Raw genomic sequence first — 26,633 nt, forward strand, 5'->3', positions numbered from 1 at the left:
GAGCCGCCTTCCAGCGGGCCCTCCGGGCGCTTCGTTCTTTCGTGTTTCCAGCTTATCAGATGTTTTCCGCTCCGTTTTCCGGAGTTTCATTCATCCGATTTCCCGAACTGGCCGGGATCGCTTTCCGCAACGACCTCCACATTAGCGCATTCCGGGTGTTACCCGAAATTCACGCTCACCCTGTCGGCGCAGACGCCGAACGACCCAAGCTAATGGGCTTCGAGGTGAGAGTGGGGGTTACCAAGTGGTGTGGCCGCTTCAGCGACTCGTTCAACACTAGGCCACCTGGACGACATCGTCAAACGCCGAGGGCGGGATCCGGCTGGATCCCGCCCTCGGTCGTCGAAGCCGCTGCTCAGCGGCGTCGGGTTTCGGTCACGCCACTCGCGTCACACGGCCTGCGACGCACGGCCTGCGTCACGCAGTCACACGGTCACGCCGTCGCCGGCGCGGTCAGCTCGGCCGCCGCCAGGTTGCGCTTGCCCCGGCGCAGCACGAGCCAGCGGCCGTGCAGCAGGTCGGCCTCGGTCGGCACCGCCTCCTCGTCCGTCACCTTGACGTTGTTGAGGTAGGCGCCGCCCTCCTTGATCGTCCGACGGGCGGCCGAGCGGCTCGGCGCCAGGCCGACGGCGACCAACAGGTCGACCACCGGCTGGAGTTCGGCGACCTCGGCCTTGGGGACCTCGGCCAGCGCCGCCGCCAGGGTCGGGGCCTCCAGGTCGGCGAGGTCGCCCTGGCCGAACAGTGCCTTGGACGCGGCGACCGCGCGCTCGTACTGGTCGGCGCCGTGGACGAGGGTGGTGAGCTCCTCGGCCAGGGCGCGCTGGGCCAGGCGGGCGGCCGGGCGCTCGGTGGTCTCGCGCTCCAGCTCCTCGATCTCCGCCTTCGAGCGGAAGCTGAAGATCCGCAGGAAGTTGGAGACGTCCCGGTCGTCCGCGTTCAGCCAGAACTGGTAGAAGGCGTACGGGGTGGTCAGCTCGGGGTCGAGCCAGACCGTGCCGGACTCGGTCTTGCCGAACTTGGTGCCGTCGGCCTTGACGATCAGCGGCGTGGCCAGCGCGTGCACGGACTTGCTCTCGGCCTTGCGGATCAGGTCCGTGCCGGCGGTGAGGTTGCCCCACTGGTCGCTGCCGCCGGTCTGCAGGGTGCAGCCGTAACGGCGGTTCAGCTCCAGGTAGTCCATGCCCTGGAGGATCTGGTAGCTGAACTCGGTGTAGCTGATGCCCGCGTCGGAGTTGAGCCGCCGGGCGACGGCCTCCTTGGCGATCATGTTGTTGACGCGGAAGTACTTGCCGACGTCGCGCAGCAGGCTGATGGCGGACATCCCGGACGTCCAGTCCAGGTTGTTGACCATGCGCGCCGCGTACGGGCCGTCGAAGTCGAGGAAGCGCGAGATCTGGCCGCGCAGACGGTCGACCCAGGCGGCCACCGTCTCGGGGTCGTTGAGGACGCGCTCGGCGGTGGGCTTCGGGTCGCCGATCAGGCCCGTGGCGCCGCCGACCAGGCCGAGCGGGAGGTTCCCCGCCTGCTGGATGCGGCGCATGGTGAGGATCTGCACGAGGTTGCCGAGGTGCAGGCTGGGGGCCGTCGGGTCGAAGCCGCAATAGAACGTGACCGGGCCGTCCGCGAACGCCTTGCGCAGTGCGTCCTCGTCGGTGGACAGGGCGATCAGCCCACGCCACTGCAGCTCGTCGACGATGTCCGTCACGGTCACGCTTCTCCTTCGATCGGGCGTCCGGCCCGGTGCTGGCCCGGTTCGGTCGGGCCCCGGGTCGGTACGACTCCAGCCTGATAGAGCCTACGCGGTCCCGGCCGGCGAGTTTTCCCGAGGCTCCGTCCCCGCTCCTCCGGGACGCCGTCCGCCGCTCCCCCGACGCGCCGGCCGGGAGCCGGTCGCTCGACCCCCGCGCGGCTCCGGGTGCCCTTCGATACCGGAAATTCCGTTGTTCGTCGGCCGCGGGCCCATTCAGAGTGGTCCCACCGCCGTGCGGCGGCAGTGACGTGTGTGGAGACGGTCGTGCCGCCGTGGCACGCCCGTGGGAAGGGTGTGCCGAGGTGCGCAACACGCTGGTTCTGAACGCGAGCTACGAGCCCCTGACGACGGTGTCGCTCCAGCGCGCCGTGGTCCTGGTGCTCCAGGACAAGGCGGTGGTGGAGCAGGCGCATCCGCTGCGCACGGTCCGGGGGACCGGCGTCACCGTACCGGTGCCGCGGGTGATCAGACTCCAACGCTACGTACGGGTGCCGTTCCGACAACAGGCGCCGTGGTCGCGGCGGGGCGTCCTGGCCCGTGACCAGCACCTGTGCGCGTACTGCGGGCGGCGGGCCACCACGGTGGACCACCTGCAGCCGCGGTCGCGCGGTGGTGAGGACAGCTGGCTGAACACAGTGGCCGCGTGCGCCGAGGACAACCAGCGCAAGGCCGACCGGACACCGGAGCAGGCGGGGATGAAACTGCTGCGCCGCCCGTTCGTGCCGACCCCGCAGGCGACCTTGATGCTGGCGCTCGGCCTGCGCGACTCGGAGGCCAGGGAGCTCGCCGACTGGCTGCCGGTCGTACCCGCGGCCTAGCTTCGCCTGCGGGTGACGGTCGGCTAGCCCTTCGCTCGCGGGTGGCGGTCGGCTAGCCCTTTGCCTGGTAGCCGGCCGCCGTGCCGAAGTTCGCCGAGTGCTCGGGCACCACGACGACCTTGCCGCCGCCGATCAGCACCCGGCCCGAGATCAGTAGCGAGCCGGTGCCGGGCGGGAAGTTGCCGCCGGTCGACTCGTGGCCGCCGGTCACCGCGAAGCGGGAGAGGTGGGCGGGCTGGTCGCGGCGCTCGTCGGCGGCGAGCACGAGGGAGCCGCCGTCGAGGGTGACCGCCCGCAGCACGCCCTTCTCGGCGGCCGGGGCCTTCCAGCTCTGCTTCCCGCTGTCGAGGTCGTAGCCGACCGCGACGACGGCGCCGTTGCCGTTCGCCGGGACCAGCGTGGTGACCATCGTCCGGTCCTGGAAGAAGACTCCGGGCGTGGGCGAGAACGTGCCGTGCGCGACGTCCAGGCGCCCGGCGTCGCCGCTGACCGGGATCTCGGCGGCCGGGTCGCCGCTCGCGCCCCACGCGAACACCCGGTCGTCGGCCGGCTTCTCGCCAGTGGTGAGGACGACGGCGGGCTCGGCGGAGAGCACCGTCACCGTCTTCGGGTTGTTGTTCAGGCCGCGCCACCAACTGACCTTGCCGTCGGCCGTGTTGAGCGCGACGGCCTGGCCGGCCGGGGTCGAGTCCGCGCACGTGGAGGCGACCATCACGGTCTTGCCGGTGACCCCGCCGGAGAGCGTGCAGAACTTGCCCTGCCCGGTGTACTGCCAGACGTCCTTGCCGTCGGCCGCGTCCCAGGCGATCGCCCGGTCGTCGCCGACGGCCACGATCTTGTCCTCGGTGACGCCGACGTGCGCGGTGTAGGCGCCCTTGGCGTCCGAGAGGGTCTTCGTCCACGCGGTCTTGCCGGTCTTGGTGTCCACCGCCGCGAGCAGCGTGCACGGGCTGTTCGGATCCGCCTGGGCCCGGAACAGCACGGCGCCCACGCCGGACGGGTTCACGCTCGGCGACAGTCCGCACGGGACGGCCCCGGCGGCCGGCGGCTCGACCGACCAGCCAGGCTTGCCCGCCGCCAGGTCGTACGCGCGCACGCCGGAGGCGTCGGCCCGGACCACCGCGTCGGCGAGCAGCCAGCTCCCGACCAGCGTGTCGTCCGCCCCGGGCTGCGCGGCCGCGGCCGGCTGCGCGGACCACGCCTTGGTGTGGGCGACGGCGAAGCCGGGCTCGCCGCCCCCGCCACCCGACGTGGAGGCGCTGCCGCTGCCCTCGATGCCGACCATCAGGCCGGCCGCTATCAGGACGCCCAGCGCGGCGACGCCGGCGCCCGTGCGGACGAGGAGAGCCTTGCGGCTGGGCACGTGCTCGCCGGTCAGCACCGCGTCGGCGGCGGCCCGGGCCCTGTCCGCGAGCGAGGAGCCGCCGCCTTTGGAGTCCTTGGCGTCCTTGGCGCCCTTGCCGCCCTTCCCCTCGCTGTCGCCACCCCGGCGCGAGGCCGACCGGGACGACACGACGGGCTCGGCGGTGGCCGGTGCCCCGGGCTCCCCCTGCCCAGCGGGATCCGGCGCCGGCTCAGGGGACTCGATGTGCACGTAGCCGTCGGCCGAGTACTCCGCGCCCGCCGGCACGTACAGGCTGTCCTCGGCGGGCCGCTGCGGGTCGGACGCGGCGTACTCGCCGTACTCGGAGTACTCGGAGTACTGCTGCTGCTCGTAGCCGGGGTACTGGTGATAGGGCTGGTGAGGCTGGTACGGGTCCTGGGCGTAGCCGCCCTGCCCGTACGCGGTCTGCCCCTCCTGGCCGTACCCGGCGCCCTGCCCGTACGCCGACGGACCGTCCTGGGTGTGCCCGTACTCGCCGTACCCGGCGCCCTGGCCGTAGTCGCCCGGCCCGTACTCGGTCTGCCCGTACTCGGCCTGCCCGTAACCGGTGGTCGTCTGCCAGTGCCCCTGCTGGATGTGCTGAGCCTGCCGGCCGTGCTGCTGCTCGGGGTAACCGCCCTGCCAGTCCTGCTGCTGGGGGTACCACGCCTGCTGCTGGGCGTCTCCGAAGGGCTCCTGCGCCATCCGTTCCGTCCCTCCCGAGCCGCCTGCACTGCGGCAGTCAGCATCTCACGCCCACCGGAGCGCCCCGCTCCGGCCTCCGTCAGGCGGCGGACTCGGCGCTCAGGGCCGCGTCGATCCGGGCTGCGAGGGTGAAGTCCAGGCCGGTGAGCCCGCCCGCGCTGTGGGTGGAGAGGACGAAGCGCAGGGTGCGCCAGCGGATGTCGATGTCGGGGTGGTGGTCCAGCGCCTCGGCCTGTTCGGCGACGGCGTCGACGACGCGGATCGCCGCCGGGAAGTCCGGGGCGTCGGCGGTGCGGACGATGGCCTCGCCCTCCCGGGACCACCGCGGCACGTCGGTCAGGGCCGCCGCGATCTCGTCCTCGGTCAGCCGTGCTCTGCTGCTCATCGAAGCGCTCCAAGCCTGGTCGGATCCGCTGCCGGCGGATCGGCGTGCACTGCGACGAACATACGCCCGCGCCGGGGCCCCGGCCCGGTGCCGCGAGGCCGGGTCAGCCCAGCAGCAGCTTGGTGACGGCCGCCAGGCCGACCACCACGATGACCGCGCGCAGCGCCGTGGGCGGCAGGCGGCGGCCGACCTTGGCGCCGAGCAGGCCGCCCAGCAGCGAACCGATGGCGATGAGCCCGGCGGCCGTCCAGTCGACCGTCGAGGTGAAGAGGAAGAACAGCGCGGCCACACCGTTGACGATCATGGCGAGCGCGTTCTTCACGGCGTTGATGCGCTGGATGCCCTCCTGGAGGAGCATGCCCATGAGTGCCATCAGCAGGACGCCCTGCGCGGCACCGAAGTAGCCGCCGTAGATGCCGGTGAGGAAGACGCCGCCGATCAGGACGAGGCTGCCGTCCGGGTCCCCGCCGGGGCGACGGCGGGCGGCGACGGCCTTGGCCACCCGGGGCTGGATCACCACGAGGACGAGCGCCAGCAGGATGAGCACCGGGACGATCGCGTCGAACGCGCCGCTCGGCAGGGTGATCAGCAGCACGGCACCGACCAGGCCGCCGAGCAGGGAGGCGGTGCCGAGGCGCAGCAGGCGGCGGCCCTGGTCGGCCAGTTCACGGCGGTAGCCGATCACGCCGCTGAGCGAACCGGGCACCAGGCCGAAGGAGTTGGACACGTTGGCGGTGACCGGCGGGATGCCGACGGCGAGCAGGACGGGGAAGGTGATCAGGGTGCCGGAGCCGACGATCACGTTGATCATCCCGGCACCGACGCCCGCCACCAGGACGGCTATCGCCTCCCAGAGCGTCACGGGTCACCTCTTCCTTTCGTCCGGGTCCGAAGGGATCATGCCGGACGGTCCGCCGAACCGACCAGCCCCGACCACGATGCGGAACACCCGCCGGACACGCCGAGGGCCCGCCCCGCACCTCGTCGGTGCGACGGCGGGCCCTCCCGCGTCACGGCCTCGCGGCGGCCACTGCCTCGGTCCCGGTTTCACGACGGCCACTGCCTCGGCCTGCGCCGCACGGCGTCAGCGCGGCCGGCTCACTCCGGGTCGATCTTGCGGTACTCGCGCGCCGGGTCGACCCGCGGCCGGGCCGCGCCCTTGTCGATGTCCACCGGCCGCGGGCCGGCCGCCGGGTCGATCGGCACCTGGGTGGCGGCCGGGGCCGCGGGCGCCGCGGCCGGGACGCTGGGGGCCGCGATCGCGCCGCCGTTCGCGCCGCCGTTGCCGGTCAGACCGGTGAAGGCGCCGCCGAGGCCCTTGAGCGCGTCGCCGACCTCGCTGGGGATGATCCAGAGCTTGTTGGAGTCGCCCTTGGCCAGCTCGGGCAGCGTCTGCAGGTACTGGTAGGCGAGCAGCTTCTGGTCGGCGTCGCCGTCGTGGATCGCCTCGAAGACGGTCCGGATGGCGGCCGCCTCACCGTCGGCGCGCAGCACCGCGGCCTGCGCCTCACCCTCGGCCCGGAGGACGTCCGCCTGCTTCTCACCCTCGGCCTTGAGGATCTGCGCCTGGCGCTGGCCCTCGGCGGTGAGGATCGCGGCGCGCTTGTCACGGTCGGCGCGCATCTGCTTCTCCATCGAGTCCTGGATGGAGGTCGGCGGCTCGATCGCCTTCAGCTCGACGCGGTTGACCCGGATGCCCCACTTGCCGGTCGCCTCGTCCAGGACGCCGCGCAGGCCGGCGTTGATGACCTCGCGGGAGGTCAGGGTGGACTCCAGGTCCATGGAGCCGATGATGTTGCGCAGCGTGGTGACGGTGAGCTGCTCGATCGCCTGGATGTAGCTCGCGACCTCGTACGTCGCCGCCCGGGGGTCGGTGACCTGGTAGTAGATCACCGTGTCGATGTTGACGACCAGGTTGTCCTGGGTGATCACCGGCTGCGGCGGGAACGGCACGACCTGCTCGCGCAGGTCGATGCGGTTGCGGACCCGGTCGATGAACGGGACGACGATGTTCAGGCCTGCGTTGAGGGTCCGGGTGTAGCGGCCGAAGCGCTCCACGATCGCGGCGCTGGCCTGCGGGATGACCTGGATCGTCTTGATCAGCGCGATGAAGGCCACCACGACCAGGACGACCAAAACGATAAGGACGGGTTCCACGGACTCTCCCCTAGACGACCAGGGCGGTCGCGCCCTGGATTTCGACGACGTCGACCTGCTGCCCCGGCTGGTAGACCGAGTCCGGGTGGAGCGCGCGGGCCGACCAGATCTCGCCGTTCAGCTTGATCCGTCCGCCCTCCCCGTCAACGGTTTCCGCGACGACCGCGGTGGCGCCCTGGAGCGCCTCGATGCCCATCTTGATGTTCGGGCCCCTCCTGAGCTCCCGGTAGGCGATCGGGCGGACGACCACCAGCAGGGCGACCGAGGACACCACGAAGGTCAGGGTCTGCCAGACCACCCCCGCGCCCAGTCCGGCCACACCGGCCGCGGCCAGCGCGCCGACCGCGAACATGGCGAACTCCGGCATCGCGGTGAGCACCAGCGGTATGCCGAGCCCGACGGCGGCCAGGAGCCACCACATCCAGCTGTCCACGGATCCATCCTAGGGACGAAGGGCCTTCGTGGCGGACAGTTCCCGCAGGTCCAGGGGCGGAAACCGGTCGCGCGTGCGACCGGTTCCCGTGGCGGGCCGGACGGTCGTCGGACGGGGGCTCAGCCCAGCGGCAGGCCCTGGGCCGACCAGCGGTCGCCGTGGCGCTCCAGGGTCAGCGGCAGGCCGAAGCACTTCGACAGGTTGCGGGCGGTCAGCTCGGTGTCGATCGGACCGGCGGTGAGCACCTTGCCCTGACGGATCATCAGGACGTGGGTGAAACCGGGGGCGATCTCCTCGACGTGGTGGGTCACCATCGCCATCGCCGGCGCGAACTCGTCCTGGGCCAGCGCGCCGAGGCGGCGGATGAGGTCCTCGCGCCCGCCGAGGTCCAGGCCGGCGGCCGGCTCGTCGAGCAGCAGCAGTTCGGGGTCGGTCATCAGCGCGCGGGCGATGAGGGTGCGCTTGCGCTCGCCCTCCGACAGCGTGCCGAACTTGCGGTCGGTGAGGCTGGACATGCCGAGGCGGTCCAGCAGCGCGAGCGCGCGGGACTCGTCCGACTGTTCGTAGCTCTCCTGCCAGCTGACCGTCATGCCGTAGGCGGCGGTGAGCACGGTCTGCAGCACCGTCTGCTCGGCGGGGAGCTTGTCGAACATCGCGGCACCTGCCAGGCCGATCCGGGAGCGCAGCTCGAAGACGTCGATCTCGCCGAGCTTCTCGCCGAGCACCGAGACCTTGCCCGCGGTCGGGAACAGGTACGAGGAGGCGATCTGCAGCAGCGTCGTCTTGCCGGCGCCGTTCGGGCCCAGGATGACCCAGCGCTCACCCTCGGAGATGGACCACGAGACCTGGTCGACCAGCGCGCGCCCCTCCCGGACCACGGATACGTCCACCAGCTCCAGCACGTCGCTCATGCCTACGCCTTCCCCAATACAAGATTTTCGGCCGTCGGTGCGGGCGGCGAGCCTACTCCGGCAGCCGGTGGGCACGGGGTCGGTGCGCCGCACGCGCATGGGCAAACCTACGCCACGCGGATGACCGCCGATTCCGTAGGCTGGCCGGATGCTCGCGACTCCTGCCGACAATCCGTACGAAGAGCCCCGTTCGGGGCGGCTGACCGCCTGGGGCAACGCCCTGCTCGCCGGGCTCGTCCCGCCGGACAACGCCGCCGCGGCCGTCCTCGGCGACGACGAGGTCCACCGGGTGACCGGCCTGCCCGGCGACGAGCCGGGCGAGCAGCACGGGCTCACGTGGGCGCTCGGCCGGCTGCGGGTGCTCGGCGTGCAGGGCCTGCGGCTGGCGCTCCCCTCGGCCGGGCACCCGATCGGGCTGACCGGCCCGGCGGCGTTCAACGAGCGGGCCATGGGCGCGGGCGAGGCCGTCCTGGCGGTCGGTGCACCGCTCGGGCTGGTGCCCGAGGTCGAGGTCTTCGGCCCGGCCGGGGACCGCTCGGCGACGGTGCTGTGGCGCTGCTCGACGGTCAACGACGGCCCGCCGGCCGATGTGCCGTCCCTGCACGAGGCCGAGCGCGAGCTCGCCGACGGGCTGCGCGAGGCGACCCTCCTGCTCACCCGCCTCGACGTGGCCGGCGCCGGACCGGAGGCGCTGCAGGCCCTGGACGCCTACCGCCGCCGCGGGCACGCCGAACTGCTCGCGCCCGGCTACCCGGCCCGCGCCGTGCGCGTGCTGGAGTCCGCCCGCCAGGTGTCCGCGCTCCTGACGATCGCCGCCGGGAGCCACGGCGCCGCCGTCAGCGCCTCGGAGATGGCCGCCCGCCAGTCCGTCCTCGACCCGCTGCGCCGCACCGCCCGTCGCGCCCAGGTGGCCGCCTACAACGCCCTCGTGGACGAGCGCCAGGACAGCTGAGCCCCACTGAGCCCCACTGAGCACCTCTGAGCTCCACGGCACCGCACCCGCGCGGGAGGTCGGACGGACCGACTTCCCGCGCGCGGGACGGGCCGGGGTGACGAAGACATGGCCGGAAAGCAGCCATGCGCGGGCCCCGCACCCGCACCACCCGACCGCGAGCCCTGCGCCAACGCCGCCCGCCTGCCACCGTGCAGAGAGGCCGCCGGAGGCCCGGCCACCGCACAGCACCGAGCTCACGCCCGCCGCCCGACGAGCCCGACCGCCGCACGGCACCCAGCGCTCAACGGCCTCAGCGCCCGGCCACCGCGCGGCGCCCAACACCGGATCCGCGCCCACCGCCCGGCTTACGCCGCCACCGCGCAGCACCCCGCGACCGAGCCGACCGCCCAACCCGCCGGACCGCCGCGCAGCACTCGCCGGAGCACCCGCCTGCCGCCCTACCGCCAGGGATCGGCCGCCACCAGTGCCATCACCTCCGCCCGGTCGTATCGCCCGTCCTGGGCCCGGGTCAGCCCGCCCTTCGCCACGGCGGCCTCCAACCGCGCGGCCGACCAGCCCAGCTGCTCGGCCGCCTCCGCCGCCGACAGGCTCTCCGCCATCCGCTGTCGCAGCAGCGCGGCGGCGGCCTCCGCCTCGGTCTCGGCGCGGCGCAGCCGCTCGGTGACCGCCTCCTCGACGGCGGCCTCCGGCACCGCCGCCAACGCCTCGCGGCTGTAGGTGGGGTGGCCCCGGAACTCGCCGGAGGCCCGGAGCGCCCCGGCCTCGGCGAGCCGGCGGATGTCGTCCGCCGTCACCGGGAGGCCGGTGGTGTGGCCCAGGGCGACGGCGGCCTTGCCGGCGCCCACCCGGGGGACGGCGCCCAGCGCGGCCGTGAGCTCGGCGGCGCCGGCCCGCAGCTCGGCCTCCGCCGCGGCCGACCAGGCCCGGCCGTCGACGTCCGGCTCGGGGATCAGCCCGCGCTCCCGCGCCTGGTCGAACTGCCAGCGCACCAGCCCGAGCCGTCGGCGCAGGACCTCGGGACCGTAGGCATCGCGTTCGCGGGCCGTCTCCTGCGCCAGCTTCGCGGCCCGCTCCGCGACGTCCGCCGCCAGCGCGGCGGCGATGTCGGAGCGGCGTTCGAGCAGGGGCTCCACGGCCGCCGGGGACCACCGCCGGTCCTCGACGTCCGGCGGCGGCACCAGGCCGAGGTGCTTGGCCCGCTCGAACAGGCGGTGCGTCAGCTCCAGTTCGTTGGCGAGCACGACGGGCCCGTACTCGCTGCGCGGCGCGTTCATCAGGTCCTCCCCCGGGTTCGATGTCGGCGCTCAGCCTGGCACACCGCCCTGACGCCCCATCACGTCATTTCCGCCCTCCCCCTGCCGAACGGCATACGCCAGAACCGTTCCTCGCGTCCCTCGCCCCGGATTACCTCCCACCCGGCACAGCGCGACGGCACCCCTCGCACGCCCGGGCCGCACGCCCGGGCCGCATGCCCCAGCGGGACGCCCTACGCCTCCCGGCCCTCCCCGTGCCGGACGGCCCAGAGCGCGGCCTGGGTGCGGTCGGCGAGGTCCAGCTTCATCAGGATGTTCGACACGTGCGTCTTCACGGTCTTCTCCGACAGGTGCAGGCTGCGCGCGATCTCCCGGTTGGAGCGCCCGTCCGCGATGTGCCCCAGCACCTCCCGCTCGCGCTCGGTGAGCGTCCCGCCCCGGCCCTGCGGGGCGCGCGGGCCGTCGTCGGAGAGGAGCGCCTCGGCGAGCTCGGGCTGGAGCAGGACGTGGCCGGCGTGGACCGAGCGGATGGCCCCGGCGAGCGCCTCCGGGTCGACGTCCTTGTACACGTACCCGGCGGCGCCGGCCCGCAGCGCGGGGACCATCGTGCGGTGCTCGGTGAAGCTGGTGACGATCAGGATCCGGGCCCGGCTGCCCTCGCCCTTGAGCGTGCGCAGCGCCTCGATCCCGTCGACGCCGGGCATCTTGAGGTCCATCAGGACGACGTCCGGGTCGAGCTCGCGGGCCCGCTCGACGCCCTCGGCGCCGTCGGCGGCCTCGCCGACCACCTCGATGTCGTCCTGCACCTCCAGGAAGGTGCGCAGGCCGCGCCGCACGACCTGGTGGTCGTCGACGAGCAGGACGCGGATCGGTGGCGTGCTGTCAGGCACCGGGGACCTCCATCTCGACGAGCGTGCCCCGGCCGGGGGCGGATTCCAGGGTGAGCCGGCCGCCGACGGCGGCGGCGCGGTCGCGCATCGACGCCAGTCCGAGGTGCTTGCCGGCCCGGCGGACGGACTCGGGGTCGAACCCCTGACCGTCGTCCCGCACCTGGAGGACGGCCCCGCGCTCGGGCGTACCGAGCAGGGTGACGGTGACGCGCCGCGCGCCGGAGTGGCGCAGCGCGTTGTGCAGCGCCTCCTGGGCGACCCGCAGCAGTGCGGCCTCCTGGGCCGGCGGCATGGCGCGGACGCCGTCGGCGACGAAGGCGACGTCGGCGGTGTGGGCGCGGTCGAGCACCTGGACCTGGGAGGCGAGGGTGGCGCTCAGCCCGTCCTCCTCCAGGGCGGCGGGGCGCAGTTCGACGACGACGGCGCGGAGTTCGTCGGCGGCCTCGGCGGCGAGCCGGGCGACCTCGGCGAGTTCGGCGCGGGCCCGGACCGGGTCGCGGTCGACGAGCTTGGCGGCCGCCTTGGCGGTGAGCCGCAGCGAGAAGAGCTTCTGCGAGACGGCGTCGTGCAGGTCGTGGGCGATGCGGGCGCGCTCGCCGGCCAGGGTGAGTTCCCGGCTGCGCTCGTAGAGGCGGGCGTTGGAGAGGGCGAGGGCGGCGTGGGCGGCGAGTATCCGCAGCAGTTCCTCGTCGTGGTCGGTGAAGAGGCCGCCGCCGCGCTTGTTGGCGAGGAAGATGACGCCCGTGACCTGCGGTTCGTCCTCGGCGGCGTCGGTGTCGAGGACGGGCATGCCGAGGAAGGCGTCCATCTCGGGGTGCGCGGCGGGCCAGCCGCCGAACGCGGGGGCCTGACGGACGTCGGCGAGCCGGGTGGGCCCGGTCTCGTGGAGCATCTTGGCGAGCACGCCGTGCTGCCGGGGCAGCGGGCCGATGGCGCGCCACTGCTCGTCGGTGATGCCGTCGACGACGAACTGGGCGAAGCCGCCGTGGTCGTCGGGGACGCCGAGGGCCGCGTACTCGGCACCGAGGAGTTCCCGGGCGGAGGCGGTGATGCGGCGCAGCACCTCGCGGACCTCCAGGTGCCGGCTCATCGCGAGCAGCGCCCGGCTCACCGCCTCGATGCCGGCCAGGCAGGGGTCGCAGGCCGGCAGCCGGTCGTCGTGGGAGTGACCGACCGGTATCCGGCCGTCGAGCGGCGGACCGTCGGTGAGCGGACCGTCGGTGAGCGGACCGGCCGCCGGGCGGTGGTCACTGGGCGCGCTGGACATACCGCCAACCTACCGCCGCGCCCCCGGCCCCCGCGTCCGTCCGCAGCCGCCTAGGTCGCAGGTCCGGGGACCTAGGCCGATGGGCCCGGAGCGCGAAGACCGGAGCGCAAAGACCGCAACGCGAGGACCCGCCACTCGAAGACCGGAGCGCAAAAAACCGCAACGCGAGGACCGGAACGCGAAGAGGGGCGGCCCTCCCGGTCGGGAGAGCCGCCCCTCAGGCGGACAGGCGCGGGCCTCAGCCCTTCTGCATGACCTCGGGCTCGTGCCGGCGCTGGAGGCGCGTCACGATGATGCCGATGACGACCGAGATGGCGACCAGCACGCCGGCGTCGATCGACCACTGCGCGACGGAGTGCGTCCACAGCGGGTCGTAGTTCGGGTTCTGGAAGTCCTTGTTCCAGGGGCCCATGAGGTGCGACAGGTCGAGCGTGGTGGCCACGATGCCGGTGCCCCAGCGGGCCGGCATCAGCCAGGCGACCTGCTCCAGGCCGGGCTTGCCGAAGATCTGGAAGAGGCAGCCGGTGAAGACGACCTGGATGATGGCGAACATGACCAGCAGCGGCATGGTCTTCTCGGCGGTCTTGACCAGCGCGGAGATCATCAGGCCGAACATCATCGCGGCGAAGCTCAGCAGGATCATGCCGATCGTCATCTCGACGAGCGGGGTGTTCGCGACGATCAGACCGTGCGCGGGCAGCTTGCGCGGCAGGAAGCCGACGGCGGAGATGATCGCGCCCTGGATCACGCTGAAGATGCCCAGCACGATGATCTTGGACATCATGTACGCCGAGCGGGACAGGCCGGTGGCCCGTTCCCGTTCGTAGATCGCCCGTTCCTTGATCAGTTCGCGGACCGAGTTGGCCGCGCCGGAGAAGCAGGCGCCGATCGCGAGGATCAGCAGGATCGTCGCGGCCCCGTTGTTGAGGTGGAGCTGCGACTTGGGGTTCGGAGCGAGCCCCGGTTCGTTGGGGATCAGCACGCTGACCGCGCCGATGACCGCGGGCAGCAGCACCGACAGCGCGAGGAAGCCGCGGTCCGAGGCCAGCACCGACATGTAGCGGCGCATCAGGGTCCACAGCTGCGAGCCCCAGCTCTGCGGCTTGGGCGGCTTGATGGCCTCCTGGGCGACCTGGACGTGCTGGACCTCGCCCGCCTCGACGGTCGGGGCGGAGTACTGCTGGTAGTGCACCGAACCGCGGTAGCGGCCGGCCCAGTCGTGGTCCGGGTAGTTCTCGAAGGCCTGGAAGACGTCCGCCCAGGTCTCGTAGCCGAAGAAGTGCAGCGCCTCGTCCGGCGGGCCGAAGTAGGCCACCGAACCGCCCGGCGCCATCACCAGCAGGCGGTCGCAGAGCGCCAGTTCGGCCACCGAGTGGGTGACGACGAGGATCGTGCGGCCGTCGTCGGCCAGGCCGCGCAGCATCTGCATGACCTCGCGGTCCATGCCCGGGTCGAGGCCCGAGGTGGGCTCGTCCAGGAAGATCAGCGACGGCTTGGTGAGCAGCTCCAGGGCGACCGAGACGCGCTTCTGCTGGCCGCCGGAGAGCGCGGTGATCTTGTTGTCGGCGCGCTTGTCCAGGCGCAGCTCGTAGAGCACCTCGTCGATCCGGGCGTCGCGCTCGCGGGCCTCGGTGTCGCCGGGGAAGCGCAGCTGGGCCGCGTACTTGAGGCCCTTGCGGACGGTCAGCTCGCGGTGCAGGATCTCCGACTGCGGCACCAGGCCGATGCGGGAGCGGAGTTCGGCGAACTGCTTGTAGAGGTTGCGGCCGTCGTACAGCACCTCGCCGCGGTCGGCCGGGCGGTAGCCGGTGAGGGCGCGCAGCAGGGTCGACTTGCCGGAGCCGGACGGGCCGATGACGGCGACCAGGGACTTCTCCGGGACGCCGAAGCTGACGTCGTTGAGCAGGATCTTCTTCGCGCCCTTGTGCTCGACCTCGACGGTCAGGTGGCGGGCGGAGAAGGAGACCGCGCCGTCGTCGACGAACTCCTGCAGCTGGTCGCCGACCAGCACGAAGCTGGAGTGGCCGACGGTCAGCCGGTCCTGCGGGCCCATCAGCTGGCGCTGCACCTGCTGGCCGTTGAGGAAGATGCCGTTGTGGCTGCCGAGGTCGACGATCTCGTAGCGGCCGTCGGGCAGTTGGCGCAGCTCGGCGTGGTGGCGGGAGACCTGGAGGTCGGAGACCACGATGTCGTTGTCGAGCGCGCGGCCGATCCGGACGGTGCGCATCGCGGACGTCAGGTTGCGGATCATCGTCGGCTGCGGGCCGCCACCACCACCACCGCCGTGCGGCGGCTGGGGCTGGGGCGTGAAGCCCTGCTGCTGGGCGGGGAAGCCCTGCTGCTGCGGGAACGGCGGCTGCGCGGCCTGCTGCTGCGGCAAGCCGCCCTGCTGCTGCGCGGCCCACGGCTCGGACTGCTGCTGGTACGGGTCCTGGGCCTGCTGCCCCCACGCCTGCTGCTGCGCGGCCTGCTGCGGCGCCGGCGCGTTGCTGCGGCTGGTGGCGGCCTCGTGCCAGGCGGGCGCCTGCGGGGCGGCGGACTGGACGGGTGCCGAGAAGGAGAGGCGCGGGCCGTTCTCCGGGTTGCCGAGGTTGACGACGGCGCCTGGGAACAGCTGGGCCTGCTGGGTCCGGGCACCGGCGACGTACGTGCCGTTGGTGCTGCCGTGGTCGTCCAGCTGCCAGCCGGTCCCGTTGAAGGACATGGTCCCGTGGTGCCAGGAGACCCGCGCGTCGTCGAACGGGAAGTCCGACTGCGGGTTGCGCCCGATGGTGTAGGACCGCCCCGGCTCCAGAGTCCGCTGCTGTCCGTTGATCTCAATGACGAGTTGCGGCACTGCTCGCCTGCCCCGCTCTCTCGGTCCCCCGATTGTGTCCCCCGGCCGGGGGTGCGTACTTCCTGTAACTGACGGGGGAATCATTCCAGCCGACGGACCGTTGACGAAAGTCGCCCCTGGGGACTGTGACCAGGCGGCAACGATTCGCGGACGGCGCGGTGTCCCGGGCTTCGCCGCACCCCCACGCCACCTCCCCGTCACCTGCACGTCGGCCGGTTCCCGCACACGCGCTCCGGGCACCCCCGACCCGTGCGTCCGGGGGGTGGACGGGTGCCCTGCGGGCCCTTCCCGCCCGGTAGCGTGGGACCCACCATGAACGCATCGCCCTTGGCCGCTGAGCCTTCCCCCGCCTCGCAGCCCCGGACCGAGGACGAGCGCACCCTGCTCGTCAAGGTGTTCGGCAAGGACCGCCCCGGCATCACGGCCGGCCTCTTCGCCACCCTGGCCGGCTTCGGCGTCGACGTGATCGACATCGAGCAGGTCGTCACGCGTGGCCGGATCACGCTGTGCGCCCTGGTCACCCCGCCCACCGCGCCCGGCGCCGAGGGCGGCCTGCGGGCCACCGTGCACCGCTGGTCGGAGGAGCAGAAGCTCCAGGCCGAGATCATCTCCGGCATCGGCGACAACCGGCCGCGCCGCGAGGGCCGCTCGCACGTGACGGTGCTGGGCCACCCGCTGACCGCCGCCGCGGTCTCGGCGCTCACCTCCCGGATCACCGCGGCGGGCGGCAACATCGACCGCGTCTTCCGCCTCGCCAAGTACCCGGTGACGGCGGTCGAGCTGGCCGTGTCCGGTGTCGCCACCGACGAGCTGCGCGGCGAGCTGGCCCAGGAGGCGGCGGCCCAGCGGGTCGACGTCGCCGTGGTCGCGGCCGGCCTGGAGCGCCGCGCCAAGCGCCTGGTGGTGATGGACGTCGACTCGACGCTCATCCAGGACGAGGTGATCGAGCTCTTCGCGGCGCACGCGGGCTGCGAGGAGGAGGTCGCCGAGGTGACGGCGGCGGCGATGCGCGGCGAGCTGGACTTCGCCGAGTCGCTGCGCGCCCGGGTGGCGCTGCTGGCCGGGCTGGACGCCTCGGTGACGGAGAAGGTGCGCGCGGAGGTCCGGTTCACGCCGGGGGCGCGCACCCTGATCCGCACGCTGCAGCGCCTGGGCTTCCAGGTGGCGATCGTGTCCGGCGGGTTCACGCAGGTCACCGACCACCTGGTGGAGCAGCTGGGGCTGGACTTCGCGGCGGCCAACACCCTGGAGGTGGCGGACGGCAAGTTCACCGGCCGGGTGGTCGGCGAGATCGTGGACCGCGCGGGCAAGGCCCGCTGGCTGGCCCGGTTCGCCGAGCAGGCCAAGGTGCCGCTGGAGCAGACGGTCGCGATCGGCGACGGCGCCAACGACCTCGACATGCTGAACGCGGCCGGCCTCGGGGTGGCGTTCAACGCCAAGCCGGTGGTGCGCGAGGCCGCCGACACCGCGGTGAACGTGCCGTTCCTGGACACCGTGCTGTACCTGCTCGGCATCACCCGCGAGGAGGTCGAGGCGGCCGACACCGTCGACGGCGGCCCGGCCGAGTAGTCCGCCGAAGGCCCGCACGGTCGGCCGGAGACGAAGGTGAGGGGCGCGCGGACCGAGTCCGCGGGCCCCTCACGTCGCTCCCGTCGCTCCCGTCGAAGGAGACGTCCGGGCGTCAGTCCTGCGGCGTGTGGTAGGAGACCAGCTCGGCCACGCCCGGCTCGACGTCCTTCCAGGAGCCGCCGAAGCTGAGCACCGCGATCGCCGCCGTGGGGAAGCCGCCGAGCCGCAGCCGGTCCAGCGCGTCCGGGTCGCCCGCGTCGCCGGCCAGCACCTGGGTCAGACCCAGCACGCCCGGGTTGTGCCCGACCAGCACCACGTCCGCGTACTCCTCCGGGGTCTCGTGGAGGACGGCGATGATCTCGCCCGGGCTGGCCTCGTAGATCCGCTCCTCGTACACGGTCCTGCGGGTCCGCTTGGGCAGCTCGTGCGCCGCCAGCTTCCACGTCTCGCGGGTGCGCAGGGCGGTGGAGCAGAGCACGAAGTCGGGGTTGATCCCGGAGTCGGCCAGCCAGCGGCCGGCGTCCGGGGCCTGGTTGCGGCCCCGGTCGGCCAGCGGCCGCTCGTGGTCGTCGACGCCGTTGGGCCAGTCGGCCTTGGCGTGGCGGAGAACGATGATCCTGCGGGGCGTGTCGGCGCTCATACCCAGCAAGCTTGGCAGAAAAGCCGTCCGGGGGCGCGACGCTCCCGGTTGCCGCCACTCCCAGGGGTGGCGGGTGCCATCATGCGCCGTTCACCGGGAGTTCTCCCGCCGGACGGCCGGGGCCCGGGCCGGGTCGCGGAGCCGGTCAGCCCATGCCGGCGGCGATCGTGGCGATGATCGCCACGAGCACCACGATGCCGGCAAACGCCAGGGCGATGCGGCCGAGCTGCTTGCGGCCGTCGGTCGGGTTCGGTTCGAGAACGGGCATGTCCGGAATTCTCCCACCCCGGACGCGCCCGCCGACCCCCGCCCCCTCGCCCTTGGCCGGCCCTTGACCTTCCCCGGCCCGGCCCCGCCGCACAGAGCCGACCGGGCGACGGGCCGGGGAAGGTGGACGAACCTCTAGGCCTTGGCCGGCACCTTCGGCGCCAGGGCCTCGTCCTCGATGTGCCGGGCCATCGCGGCCCGCAGGCCGAACAGCATCTGCGGCACCAGCAGCAGCGCGAGGAAGCCGAGCGGCCAGTACCACTGGCCCGTCACCTGGTAGATCCGGCCGATCAGGATCGGGCCCGGGATGGAGATCAGGTAGCCGACGCCCTGGGCGAAGGCGGACAGCTGGGCGACGCCGCCCGCGGTCCGGGCGCGCAGCCCGATCATCGTCAGCACCAGCGGGAACGCGCAGTTGGACAGGCCCACCAGGACGGCCCACACCCACGGCAGCGCGGCCGGGGCGAGCGCGAGCCCGGCGTACCCGGCGATGCCGCAGGAGGCCAGCACGACGACGAACAGCCGCTGGTCGCCGCGCCGGGCGGCCAGGTTGGGCAGGACGAAGGAGACCGGCACGCCGATCACCATGGTCACCGCGAGCAGCACGCCCGAGGTGCCCTTGTCGACGCCGGCGTCCTGGAAGATCTTCGGCAGCCAGCCCATGACCACGTAGGCGCCGGTGGCCTGGAGGCCGAAGAAGCAGGCCATCGCCCAGGCCGTCCGGCTACGGGTGATCGGCAGCTTGTCGGCGGCGGGCCCGCCCGCCTTCCCGCCGCGCTCGCGCTTGGCCACGGCGACGACGGTCCAGAGCACCAGCGCCACGGCGCCGAGGACGGCCCAGACGCCGAGGCCGTAGCGCCAGTCGCCGCCCAGGGCGCTGGTCAGCGGCACGGTGACGGCGGCGGCCAGGGCGGTGCCGGCCGACAGCGACATGGAGTACAGGCCGATCATCGGACCGACCTTGGCCGGGAAGTAGCGCTTGATCACCACCGGGATCAGCACGTTGGAGACCGCGACACCGGCCAGCGCGAGCGCGGTGAGCAGCAGGAAGACCGCGGTGCCGCCGGCGAAGGAGCGGGCCAGCACGCCCGCGGTGATCGCGCCCATGCCGGCGGTGATCACCGCGATCGGGCCGATCCGGCGGGCCATCGTGGGCGCGGCGAAGCCGAACAGGCCGAAGCACAGCGACGGCACGGCGGTGAGCAGTCCGGCGACCGTGGCGTTCATCCCGAGGCCGGAGCGGACCTGGTCGAGCAGTGGCCCGAGGCTGGTGACGACGGGACGGAGGTTGAAGGCGGCGGCGGCGATCGCGACGGCGAACAGTCCGACGACGAGGGGGCTGGGGGTGGCGGTGGGCCGCTCGGTCTGCGGCCGCACCTCGGTTCGGGGGGTGGTGGTGGTGTCTGCTGCGGGAGGCATGGGCACCATCATAGAATGATGGGATGAATTGACGCACCACGGAATTGGCATGATGTGCCGACCGTTCATCCACCGGCCCGCCGGAGTCCACCGGGCCCCGTCCACCGCCCCGAAGCCGCTAGGAGTCCCCCGTGGCGCTGTCCTCGCCGAGGCGCACCCCGCTGTCCGACCAGGTGATCGCGCAGTTGCGCGCCCAGATCACCTCCGGCGAGTGGCCCGTCGGCTCGCGCATCCCGACCGAGGCCGCCCTGGTCGAACAGCTCGGCGTCGCGCGCAACACCGTCCGCGAGGCCGTCCGCGCCCTCGCCCACAACGGGCTGCTCGACATCCGCCAGGGCTCGGGCACCTACGTCCTCGCCACCAGCGAGCTCGCCGGCGTCATGCACCGCCGCTTCGCCGACGCCGACCAGGCGCAGGTCGCCGAGCTGCGCGCGGCCCTGGAGACCTCCGCCGCGGGCCTGGCGGCCGTCCGCCGCACCCCGCGCGACCTCGGCCTCCTGGACGCCGCGCTGGCCCGCCGCGAGGCCGCCTGGCACTCCGGCGACGCCGAGGACTTCGTCCAGGCCGACGCCGCCTTCCACCAGGCCGTGGTCGCCGCCGCCCACAACGACGTGCTGGCCGCCGTCTACGCCGACCTCGGCGAGGTGACCCGCGCCCACCTGCGGCACGACGTCGGCCCCGAGCTGATCGCCGAGCGCTACATCGGCCACGACACGATCCTCGACGCGATCCGGGCCGGCGACGCCCAGCGCGCCTCCGTCGAGGCCGGCCGGGCGATCGGGGCCTGCGGCACCGCCGACGCCTGATCCGCCCGCCACGGGGAAGCACGGAGAACGCCGGGACCGGAGAACGCCGGGAAGGCCGGAGAACGCCGGGAAGGCCGGAGAACGCCGCTGCCCGGCACCCCCGCGGAGGGGTGCCGGGCAGCGGCGTCGGTGGAGCGGGCGCCTCAGGCGCCGATGGCGTGCAGACCGCCGTCGACGTGGACGATCTCGCCGGTGGTCTTCGGGAACCAGTCCGACAGCAGCGCGACGACGCCGCGGCCGGCCGGCTCCGGGTCGCTCAGGTCCCACTTCAGCGGGGAGCGCTGGTTCCAGGTGTCGGCCAGCTCGCCGAAGCCCGGGATGGACTTGGCGGCCATCGAGCCGATCGGGCCCGCCGAGATCAGGTTGCAGCGGATGTCCCGCGCGCCCAGGTAACGGGCCAGGTAGCGGTTGGTCGACTCCAGGGCGGCCTTGGCCGGGCCCATCCAGTCGTACTGCGGCCACGCGTACTGCGCGTCGAAGGTCAGGCCGACGACCGAGCCGCCGTCCTGCATCAGCGGCAGCAGCGCCATGGTGAGCGACTTCAGCGAGTACGCGGAGACGTGCATCGCGGTGGCCACGGACTCCCACGGGGTGTCCAGGAAGTTGCCGCCCAGGGCGTCCTGCGGGGCGAAGCCGATCGAGTGGACGATGCCGTCCAGGGTCGGCAGGGTCTCGCGGACCTGGTCGGCGATGCCGGCCAGCTGCTCCGGGCTGGAGACGTCCAGCTCCAGGACCTTGACCGGCTTCGGCAGCTTCTTGGCGATGCGCTCGGTCAGGCTCGGGCGGGGGAAGGCGGTGAGGATGATCTCCGCGCCCTGCTCCTGGGCGAGCTTCGCGGTGTGGAAGGCGATGGAGGACTCCATCAGCACCCCGGTGATGAGGATCCGCTTGCCCTCGAGGATTCCACTCATGATCAGTGACCCATGCCCAATCCGCCGTCGACGGGAATGACGGCTCCGGTGATGTACGCGGCCTCGTCCGAACCGAGGAACCGCACGGTGGACGCGACCTCGGCGGGCGCCGCGTAGCGGCCCAGCGGCACGCCCGAGACGATCTCCTTGCGGCGCTCGTCGCTGAGCACGGCGGTCATGTCGGTGTCGACGAAGCCGGGGGCGACCACGTTGACGGTGATGTTGCGGGCGCCGAGCTCGCGCGCCAGCGACCGGGCGAAGCCGACCAGGCCGGCCTTGGAGGCGGCGTAGTTGGCCTGGCCCGGCGAGCCGGAGAGGCCGACCACGGACGAGATCAGGATCACGCGGCCCTTGCGCGCCCGCATCATCAGCTTGGAGGCGCGCTTGACCACCCGGAACGCCCCGGTGAGGTTGGTGTCGAGGACGGACGTGAAGTCCTCCTCGGACATGCGCAGCAGCAGGGTGTCGTTGGTGATGCCCGCGTTGGCGACCAGCACCTCGACGCCGCCGTGCTTCTGCTCGATCTCGGTGAAGGCGGCGTCCACCTGGGCGGCGTCGGTGATGTCGCAGCGCACCGCGAGGACGTCGTACTTCTCCAGGGCCTCAGGCACCTCGCCCGAGCGGCTGGTGATGGCGACCTTGTCGCCCGCCTCGGCGAAGGCCAGGGCGATCGCGAGGCCGATGCCCCGGTTTCCTCCGGTGACGAGAACCGAGCGGCTCAACGATCCACCTCTCTCCGTAAGGGGGTGCGCGTGCGGCTGGATGCGCACGCAGTGTGACCGTATCCGGCGCCCGGCGCCGTCGGCGAATCGGTCTCCCACAGCGCCTCACCGAAGGAACTGTGGCAATCCGACAATCCGCGCCCGGCCTGCCCGGGAGCACCCCGCGGGCCGGCCGGGCGCGCGGACGGGAACACCCGGGCCGGTGCGCCCGTTGCCACCCGTTGTACGGGACGACCCGGGGCCGGCCGTACCCTCTCCCCGAAAGAGTCCCGGCGAGGAACGAAGAGGCAGGGCGCATGACCAAGGCACAGCCCGGGAGCACCCACCGACGCGGACGGCTGCTGGCCCTCACCGCCCTGGCCGCGGTCGCGGGCGCCGCCGCCTGGTCGCTGCGCGATCTCCCGGCCGCGTTCGGACGCCGGCCGGACGGCGAGCGCGAGGAGCGGGTGCGCGACTCCCCGCAGTACCGCGACGGCGTCTTCCACAACGCGCCGTCCACCCTCGCCCGCGCGGCGTCCGCCCCCAGCATCGACGGCGACACCGTCCGCCGCATGGTCTTCCAGCGCGAGGGCCGCGTCCCGGCGCAGCCGGTGCCGCTCGTGCGCCCCGCCGACGGCCCGCGTCCGGCCGCCGAGGGCGTGGAGATCACCTGGTACGGGCACGCCTCCGCGCTCGTGGAGATCGAGGGCTCGCGCGTCCTGCTCGACCCGGTCTGGAGCGACCGCTGCTCGCCCTCCGCGCACGTCGGCCCCAAGCGGCTGCACCCCGTGCCGGTCGGGCTGGAGGAGCTCCCCCAGGTCGACGCCGTGCTCATCTCGCACGACCACTACGACCACCTCGACATGGCGACGGTCAAGCGCCTGGTGCACACCCAGTCCGCGCCGTTCGCGGTGCCGCTCGGCATCGGCGGCCACCTGCGCCGGTGGGGCGTGCCCGAGCACCGGATCATCGAGCTGGACTGGGACGAGACCTGCACGCTCGGCGAGCTCGTACTCACCCTCACCTCCGCGCACCACTTCTCCGGCCGCGGCCTGACCCGCAACACCACCCTGTGGGGCTCGTGGGTGATCGCCGGCCCCACCCGCAAGGTCTTCTACACCGGCGACTCCGGCTACTTCGAGGGCTACGCCCGGATCGGCGAGCAGCACGGCCCGTTCGACGCCGCCCTCGTCCAGATCGGCGCCTACGACACGGCCTGGGCGGACATCCACATGACGCCCGAGGACGCCGTCCTCGCCCACCGGGACCTGCGCGCCGGCCTGCTCGTGCCCGTCCACTGGTGCACCTTCAACCTCGGGCTGCACCCGTGGGCCGAACCGGTCGAGCGGCTCCTGAAGGAGGCCAAGGCCCAGGCCGTCCCGCTCGCCGTGCCGCGCCCCGGCGAGCGCGTCGACGTCGACAACCCGCCCGAGCTGGACGGTTGGTGGGAGACCGTCGCCTGACGCCCCGCCGGACCGCCGGGGCGGCGCCGGGCAAATGCGCTGGCCGAAAGTGCGTGGACGGGAAATGATGCGGTGCGGGCGCCCCTGTGCGGCGCCGCACCGCCACCCCCCGCGACCAGGGAGCTCGCTTGCCTCCGATCCCTCCGGCCGACAGCGCCGGCGTCCCCCACGGGCGCGCCGTCGATCCGCTGTTCCTCGCCTACCCGCTGCGCGCCCTCGCCGACGCCGCGCTCACCCGGGCCCGTGAACTCGGCGCCGAACACGCCGACTTCCGCCTGGAGCGGGTCCGCAGCGCCTCCTGGCGGCTGCGCGACGCCCGCCCGGCCGGCACCTCCGACAGCGTGCAGCTCGGCTTCGCCGTCCGCGTGCTGCTGGACGGCGCCTGGGGCTTCGCCGCCGGAGTGGACCTCACCACCGACGCGGCGGCGCGGGTCGCCGGGCAGGCCGTGGCGGTGGCCCGGCTGTCCGGCGGGATCAGCCGCGCGGCCGGCTCCGCCGAGCGGGTCGAGCTCGCACCGGAGCCGGTCCACCGGGACGTCACCTGGGTGTCCTCCTACGAGGTCAACCCCTTCGACGTGCCGGACGCCGAGAAGACCGCCCTGCTCGCCGGGTGGAGCTCGCGGCTGCTGGCCGCCGAGGGCGTCTCGCACGTCCAGGCGAGCCTGCTGACCGTCCAGGAGAACAAGTTCTACGCGGACACCGCCGGCACCGTCACCACCCAGCAGCGCATCCGCGTGCACCCGACGCTGGAGGCCACCTCGGTGGACGAGCGCACGGGCGCCTTCGACTCGATGCGCACCCTGGCCCCGCCGGTCGGCCGCGGCTTCGAATACCTCACGGGGGTCCGGGGGTCGTCCCCCGATGGACGGAGCCCGAGGGGCACCGGCTGGGACTGGGACGCCGAACTCGCCGAACTGCCCGTCCTGCTGGCCGAGAAGATGAAGGCCCCGAGCGTCGAGGCGGGCCGCTACGACCTCGTCATCGACCCGTCCAACCTCTGGCTGACCATCCACGAGTCGATCGGCCACGCCACCGAGCTGGACCGCGCCCTCGGCTACGAGGCCGCCTACGCCGGCACCTCCTTCGCCACCTTCGACAAGCTCGGCTCGCTCAAGTACGGCTCCGAGCTGATGCACGTCACCGGCGACCGCACCGCCGAGCACGGCCTGTCGACCATCGGCTACGACGACGAGGGCGTCGCCACGCAGTCCTGGGACCTCGTCAAGGACGGCGTCCTGGTCGGCTACCAGCTCGACCGCGGCATGGCGAAGCTCAAGGGCTTCGAGCGCTCCAACGGCTGCGCCTTCGCGGACTCCCCCGCGCACGTCCCGGTGCAGCGGATGGCCAACGTCTCGCTGCGGCCCGCCGCCGACGGCCCGGACACCGAGGGCCTGTTCGCGGGCGTCGAGAACGGCCTCTACATCGTCGGGGACCGCTCCTGGTCCATCGACATGCAGCGCTACAACTTCCAGTTCACCGGGCAGCGCGCCTACGCCATCAGGAACGGCGAACTCGCGGGCCAGGTCAAGGACTTCGCCTACCAGGCGACCACCACCGACTTCTGGGGCTCGATGACGGCCGTCGGCGGCCCGCAGACCTACGTCCTCGGCGGCGCCTTCAACTGCGGCAAGGCCCAGCCCGGTCAGGTCGCGGCGGTCAGCCACGGCTGCCCGTCCGCGCTGTTCCGCAACGTCAACGTGCTCAACACCCAGCAGGAGGCGGGTCACCGATGACCGCGACGCAGCCCCACGAACTCGTCGAGCTCGCACTCGGCCTCTCCCGCGCCGACGGCTGCGTGGTGATCGCCGACGAGGAGTCCACCGCCAACCTCCGCTGGGCCGGCAACGCGCTGACCACCAACGGAGTCACCCGCGGCCGCCGCCTCACCGTGATCGCCACCGTGGCCGGCGCCGAGGGCACCGCCTCCGGCGTGGTCTCGCGCGAGGCCGTCACCGCGGACGAGGTCGAGAGCCTCGTCCGGGCCGCCGAGGAGGCCGCCCGCGCCGCCGGACCGGCCGAGGACGCCCAGCAGCTGGCCGCCGGCCTGCCGGCCTCGCCGCACTTCGACCAGCCGCCCGCCGAGACCTCGATCGACGTCTTCGCGGACTTCGGCCCGGCCCTCGGCGAGGCCTTCGCCCGCGCCGCCGCCCGGGGCGAACTGCTCTACGGCTTCGCCCGGCACGAGGTGACCACCAGCTACCTGGGCACCTCCACCGGCCTGCGGCTGCGCCACGACCAGCCGACCGGCATGGTCGAGATCAACGCCAAGACCGCCGACCTGTCCGGCTCGGCCTGGGTCGGCGCCGCCACCCGGGACTTCACCGACGTCGACGTCACCGCCCTGCACGCCGAACTGACCAAGCGCCTGGGCTGGGGCGCCCGCACGGTGGACCTCCCGGCCGGCCGCTACGAGACGCTGCTGCCGCCCTCGGCCGTCGCCGACCTCATGGTCTACCTGCACTGGTCCGCCGGCGGCCGGGACGCCCACGAGGGCCGCACGGTCTTCTCCAAGCCGGGCGGCGGCACCCGCGTCGGCGACGAGCTCGCCGCGCTGCCGCTGACGCTGCGCGCCGACCCGCGCGAACCCGGCCTGGAGGCCACGCCGTTCGTCCTCGCGCACGCCACCGGCGGCGACGTCTCGGTGTTCGACAACGGCCTGCCGATCAGCGCCACCGAGTGGATCCGCGAGGGCGTGCTGACCGACCTGGTCACCTCCCGCCACGCGGCCGGCCTCACCGGCCTGCCGCTGCGCCCGGCCGTCGACAACCTGGTGCTGGAGACGGCCGACCAGGACGCCGCGCCGACGCTGGACGAGATGATCGCCCGCACCGAGCGCGGCCTGCTGCTCACCTGCCTCTGGTACATCCGCGAGGTGGACCCGGCGACGCTGCTGCTCACCGGCCTCACCCGGGACGGCGTCTACCTGGTCGAGAACGGCGAGGTGGTCGGCGCGGTCAACAACTTCCGGTTCAACGAGTCGCCGGTCGACCTGCTCGGCCGGATCACCGAGGCGGGCCGCACCGAGCGGTGCCTGCCGCGCGAGTGGAGCGACTGGTTCACCCGCACCGCGATGCCACCCGTGCGTGTCGCGGACTTCAACATGAGTTCGGTCAGCCAGGCCTCATAGCCAC

Annotated in this window: 23 protein-coding genes; 7 read left to right on the forward strand and 16 right to left on the reverse strand. The window is 73.2% G+C overall.

The window, feature by feature from the left end; translation table 11 throughout:
* Positions 1-433 precede the first annotated feature (433 nt).
* Positions 434-1,708: a tyrosine--tRNA ligase gene (gene tyrS / locus ACFV4F_RS24635; RefSeq protein ID WP_380446250.1), complete on the reverse strand. Its 1,275-nt coding sequence runs from the start codon at positions 1,706-1,708 to the stop codon at positions 434-436.
* Between the two features lie 347 nt (positions 1,709-2,055).
* Between tyrS and ACFV4F_RS24640 the strand changes: the two genes are divergently transcribed.
* A complete protein-coding gene (locus ACFV4F_RS24640; RefSeq protein ID WP_329926410.1) occupies positions 2,056-2,571 on the forward strand; it encodes an HNH endonuclease in 516 nt (171 codons plus the stop codon).
* Positions 2,572-2,623: 52 nt separating this feature from the next.
* On the opposite strand, the gene ACFV4F_RS24645 is transcribed toward ACFV4F_RS24640, so the two are convergent.
* The 6 genes from ACFV4F_RS24645 to ACFV4F_RS24670 all read right to left on the reverse strand — a co-directional run bounded on the left by ACFV4F_RS24645 (position 2,624) and on the right by ACFV4F_RS24670 (position 8,525).
* Positions 2,624-4,639, reverse strand: a complete 2,016-nt coding sequence (locus tag ACFV4F_RS24645; protein WP_380505474.1) for a PQQ-binding-like beta-propeller repeat protein — start codon at positions 4,637-4,639, stop codon at positions 2,624-2,626.
* 79 nt (positions 4,640-4,718) lie between these two features.
* Positions 4,719-5,024, reverse strand: a complete 306-nt coding sequence (locus ACFV4F_RS24650; RefSeq protein WP_380446231.1) for a 4a-hydroxytetrahydrobiopterin dehydratase — start codon at positions 5,022-5,024, stop codon at positions 4,719-4,721.
* Positions 5,025-5,127: 103 nt separating this feature from the next.
* The gene (locus ACFV4F_RS24655; protein ID WP_380446232.1) at positions 5,128-5,886 is read right to left on the reverse strand and encodes a sulfite exporter TauE/SafE family protein; all 759 of its coding nucleotides are present in this window, start codon (positions 5,884-5,886) and stop codon (positions 5,128-5,130) included.
* Positions 5,887-6,122: 236 nt separating this feature from the next.
* Positions 6,123-7,181, reverse strand: a complete 1,059-nt coding sequence (locus tag ACFV4F_RS24660; protein ID WP_380446233.1) for an SPFH domain-containing protein — start codon at positions 7,179-7,181, stop codon at positions 6,123-6,125.
* A gap of 10 nt (positions 7,182-7,191) precedes the next feature.
* Complete coding sequence (locus ACFV4F_RS24665) at positions 7,192-7,602, reverse strand: NfeD family protein (protein WP_380446251.1); 411 nt, start codon at positions 7,600-7,602, stop codon at positions 7,192-7,194.
* 131 nt (positions 7,603-7,733) lie between these two features.
* Positions 7,734-8,525, reverse strand: a complete 792-nt coding sequence (locus tag ACFV4F_RS24670; RefSeq protein ID WP_380499358.1) for an ABC transporter ATP-binding protein — start codon at positions 8,523-8,525, stop codon at positions 7,734-7,736.
* A 148-nt stretch (positions 8,526-8,673) separates the two neighbouring features.
* On the opposite strand from ACFV4F_RS24670, the gene ACFV4F_RS24675 reads away from it, so the two are divergent.
* On the forward strand, positions 8,674-9,477 hold the full coding sequence (locus ACFV4F_RS24675; RefSeq protein ID WP_380446235.1) for a hypothetical protein: 804 nt from the start codon (positions 8,674-8,676) through the stop codon (positions 9,475-9,477).
* 440 nt (positions 9,478-9,917) lie between these two features.
* Here the strand turns inward: ACFV4F_RS24675 and ACFV4F_RS24680 are convergent, their stop codons facing one another.
* From ACFV4F_RS24680 to ACFV4F_RS24695, 4 genes are all read right to left on the reverse strand, one after another.
* Positions 9,918-10,754 carry a hypothetical protein gene (locus ACFV4F_RS24680; RefSeq protein WP_380505478.1) on the reverse strand — a complete coding sequence of 279 codons (837 nt, stop codon included), beginning with the start codon at positions 10,752-10,754 and terminating at the stop codon, positions 9,918-9,920.
* A gap of 212 nt (positions 10,755-10,966) precedes the next feature.
* Entirely contained in the window at positions 10,967-11,623 is a 657-nt protein-coding gene (locus ACFV4F_RS24685; RefSeq protein WP_380446237.1) for a response regulator, read from the reverse strand.
* Entirely contained in the window at positions 11,616-12,713 is a 1,098-nt protein-coding gene (locus tag ACFV4F_RS24690) for a GAF domain-containing sensor histidine kinase (protein ID WP_380446252.1), read from the reverse strand. The genes ACFV4F_RS24685 and ACFV4F_RS24690 overlap by 8 nt, the downstream gene beginning before the upstream one ends.
* 415 nt (positions 12,714-13,128) lie before the next feature.
* The gene (locus ACFV4F_RS24695) at positions 13,129-15,726 is read right to left on the reverse strand and encodes an FHA domain-containing protein (protein ID WP_380446238.1); all 2,598 of its coding nucleotides are present in this window, start codon (positions 15,724-15,726) and stop codon (positions 13,129-13,131) included.
* A 312-nt stretch (positions 15,727-16,038) separates the two neighbouring features.
* Between ACFV4F_RS24695 and serB the strand changes: the two genes are divergently transcribed.
* Complete coding sequence (gene serB, locus ACFV4F_RS24700; RefSeq protein ID WP_380446239.1) at positions 16,039-17,295, forward strand: phosphoserine phosphatase SerB; 1,257 nt, start codon at positions 16,039-16,041, stop codon at positions 17,293-17,295.
* Positions 17,296-17,407: 112 nt separating this feature from the next.
* Here the strand turns inward: serB and ACFV4F_RS24705 are convergent, their stop codons facing one another.
* The 3 genes from ACFV4F_RS24705 to ACFV4F_RS24715 all read right to left on the reverse strand — a co-directional run bounded on the left by ACFV4F_RS24705 (position 17,408) and on the right by ACFV4F_RS24715 (position 19,621).
* Positions 17,408-17,935, reverse strand: coding sequence for a SixA phosphatase family protein (locus tag ACFV4F_RS24705; protein ID WP_380446240.1), 528 nt, complete (start codon positions 17,933-17,935; stop codon positions 17,408-17,410).
* Between the two features lie 145 nt (positions 17,936-18,080).
* Positions 18,081-18,203 (reverse strand): SGM_5486 family transporter-associated protein, encoded by a 123-nt coding sequence (locus ACFV4F_RS24710; RefSeq protein WP_380446241.1) that lies wholly within the window; start codon positions 18,201-18,203, stop codon positions 18,081-18,083.
* 134 nt (positions 18,204-18,337) lie between these two features.
* Positions 18,338-19,621, reverse strand: a complete 1,284-nt coding sequence (locus ACFV4F_RS24715; protein WP_380446242.1) for a CynX/NimT family MFS transporter — start codon at positions 19,619-19,621, stop codon at positions 18,338-18,340.
* Positions 19,622-19,752: 131 nt separating this feature from the next.
* Here ACFV4F_RS24715 and ACFV4F_RS24720 point away from each other — a divergent pair, with 131 nt between their 5' ends.
* Positions 19,753-20,427 carry a FadR/GntR family transcriptional regulator gene (locus ACFV4F_RS24720; RefSeq protein WP_380446243.1) on the forward strand — a complete coding sequence of 225 codons (675 nt, stop codon included), beginning with the start codon at positions 19,753-19,755 and terminating at the stop codon, positions 20,425-20,427.
* Positions 20,428-20,570: 143 nt separating this feature from the next.
* On the opposite strand, the gene fabI is transcribed toward ACFV4F_RS24720, so the two are convergent.
* Together fabI and fabG are read right to left on the reverse strand one after the other, a co-directional pair.
* Positions 20,571-21,338: an enoyl-ACP reductase FabI gene (gene fabI / locus ACFV4F_RS24725; protein ID WP_329926381.1), complete on the reverse strand. Its 768-nt coding sequence runs from the start codon at positions 21,336-21,338 to the stop codon at positions 20,571-20,573.
* Between the two features lie 2 nt (positions 21,339-21,340).
* Positions 21,341-22,060: a 3-oxoacyl-[acyl-carrier-protein] reductase gene (gene fabG, locus ACFV4F_RS24730; protein ID WP_380446244.1), complete on the reverse strand. Its 720-nt coding sequence runs from the start codon at positions 22,058-22,060 to the stop codon at positions 21,341-21,343.
* 296 nt (positions 22,061-22,356) lie between these two features.
* Here fabG and ACFV4F_RS24735 point away from each other — a divergent pair, with 296 nt between their 5' ends.
* The 3 genes from ACFV4F_RS24735 to ACFV4F_RS24745 all read left to right on the forward strand — a co-directional run bounded on the left by ACFV4F_RS24735 (position 22,357) and on the right by ACFV4F_RS24745 (position 26,629).
* Positions 22,357-23,502: an MBL fold metallo-hydrolase gene (locus ACFV4F_RS24735; RefSeq protein WP_380446245.1), complete on the forward strand. Its 1,146-nt coding sequence runs from the start codon at positions 22,357-22,359 to the stop codon at positions 23,500-23,502.
* Positions 23,503-23,630: 128 nt separating this feature from the next.
* Positions 23,631-25,235 (forward strand): TldD/PmbA family protein, encoded by a 1,605-nt coding sequence (locus ACFV4F_RS24740; RefSeq protein WP_380446246.1) that lies wholly within the window; start codon positions 23,631-23,633, stop codon positions 25,233-25,235.
* Complete coding sequence (locus ACFV4F_RS24745; protein WP_380505481.1) at positions 25,232-26,629, forward strand: metallopeptidase TldD-related protein; 1,398 nt, start codon at positions 25,232-25,234, stop codon at positions 26,627-26,629. Before ACFV4F_RS24740 ends, ACFV4F_RS24745 begins: the two co-directional genes overlap by 4 nt.
* The last annotated feature ends 4 nt before the right edge of the window (positions 26,630-26,633 follow it).

The organism is Kitasatospora sp. NPDC059722 (genome assembly GCF_042733235.1).
Classification (GTDB): Bacteria; Actinomycetota; Actinomycetes; order Streptomycetales; family Streptomycetaceae; genus Kitasatospora.

Bases quoted from the DNA above. Each gene is read 5' to 3' on its own strand.
- ACFV4F_RS24665 (WP_380446251.1), bottom strand. From the start codon at position 7,602: ATGTGGTGGCTCCTGGCCGCCGTCGGGCTCGGCATACCGCTGGTGCTC.
- ACFV4F_RS24650 (WP_380446231.1), bottom strand. From the start codon at position 5,024: ATGAGCAGCAGAGCACGGCTGACCGAGGACGAGATCGCGGCGGCCCTG.
- ACFV4F_RS24645 (WP_380505474.1), bottom strand. From the start codon at position 4,639: ATGGCGCAGGAGCCCTTCGGAGACGCCCAGCAGCAGGCGTGGTACCCC.
- ACFV4F_RS24710 (WP_380446241.1), bottom strand. From the start codon at position 18,203: ATGCCCGTTCTCGAACCGAACCCGACCGACGGCCGCAAGCAGCTCGGC.
- ACFV4F_RS24705 (WP_380446240.1), bottom strand. From the start codon at position 17,935: ATGAGCGCCGACACGCCCCGCAGGATCATCGTTCTCCGCCACGCCAAG.
- serB (WP_380446239.1), top strand. From the start codon at position 16,039: ATGAACGCATCGCCCTTGGCCGCTGAGCCTTCCCCCGCCTCGCAGCCC.
- ACFV4F_RS24690 (WP_380446252.1), bottom strand. From the start codon at position 12,713: ATGAGCCGGCACCTGGAGGTCCGCGAGGTGCTGCGCCGCATCACCGCC.
- ACFV4F_RS24735 (WP_380446245.1), top strand. From the start codon at position 22,357: ATGACCAAGGCACAGCCCGGGAGCACCCACCGACGCGGACGGCTGCTG.
- ACFV4F_RS24675 (WP_380446235.1), top strand. From the start codon at position 8,674: ATGCTCGCGACTCCTGCCGACAATCCGTACGAAGAGCCCCGTTCGGGG.
- fabI (WP_329926381.1), bottom strand. From the start codon at position 21,338: ATGAGTGGAATCCTCGAGGGCAAGCGGATCCTCATCACCGGGGTGCTG.
- ACFV4F_RS24680 (WP_380505478.1), bottom strand. From the start codon at position 10,754: ATGAACGCGCCGCGCAGCGAGTACGGGCCCGTCGTGCTCGCCAACGAA.
- ACFV4F_RS24745 (WP_380505481.1), top strand. From the start codon at position 25,232: ATGACCGCGACGCAGCCCCACGAACTCGTCGAGCTCGCACTCGGCCTC.
- ACFV4F_RS24715 (WP_380446242.1), bottom strand. From the start codon at position 19,621: ATGCCTCCCGCAGCAGACACCACCACCACCCCCCGAACCGAGGTGCGG.
- ACFV4F_RS24670 (WP_380499358.1), bottom strand. From the start codon at position 8,525: ATGAGCGACGTGCTGGAGCTGGTGGACGTATCCGTGGTCCGGGAGGGG.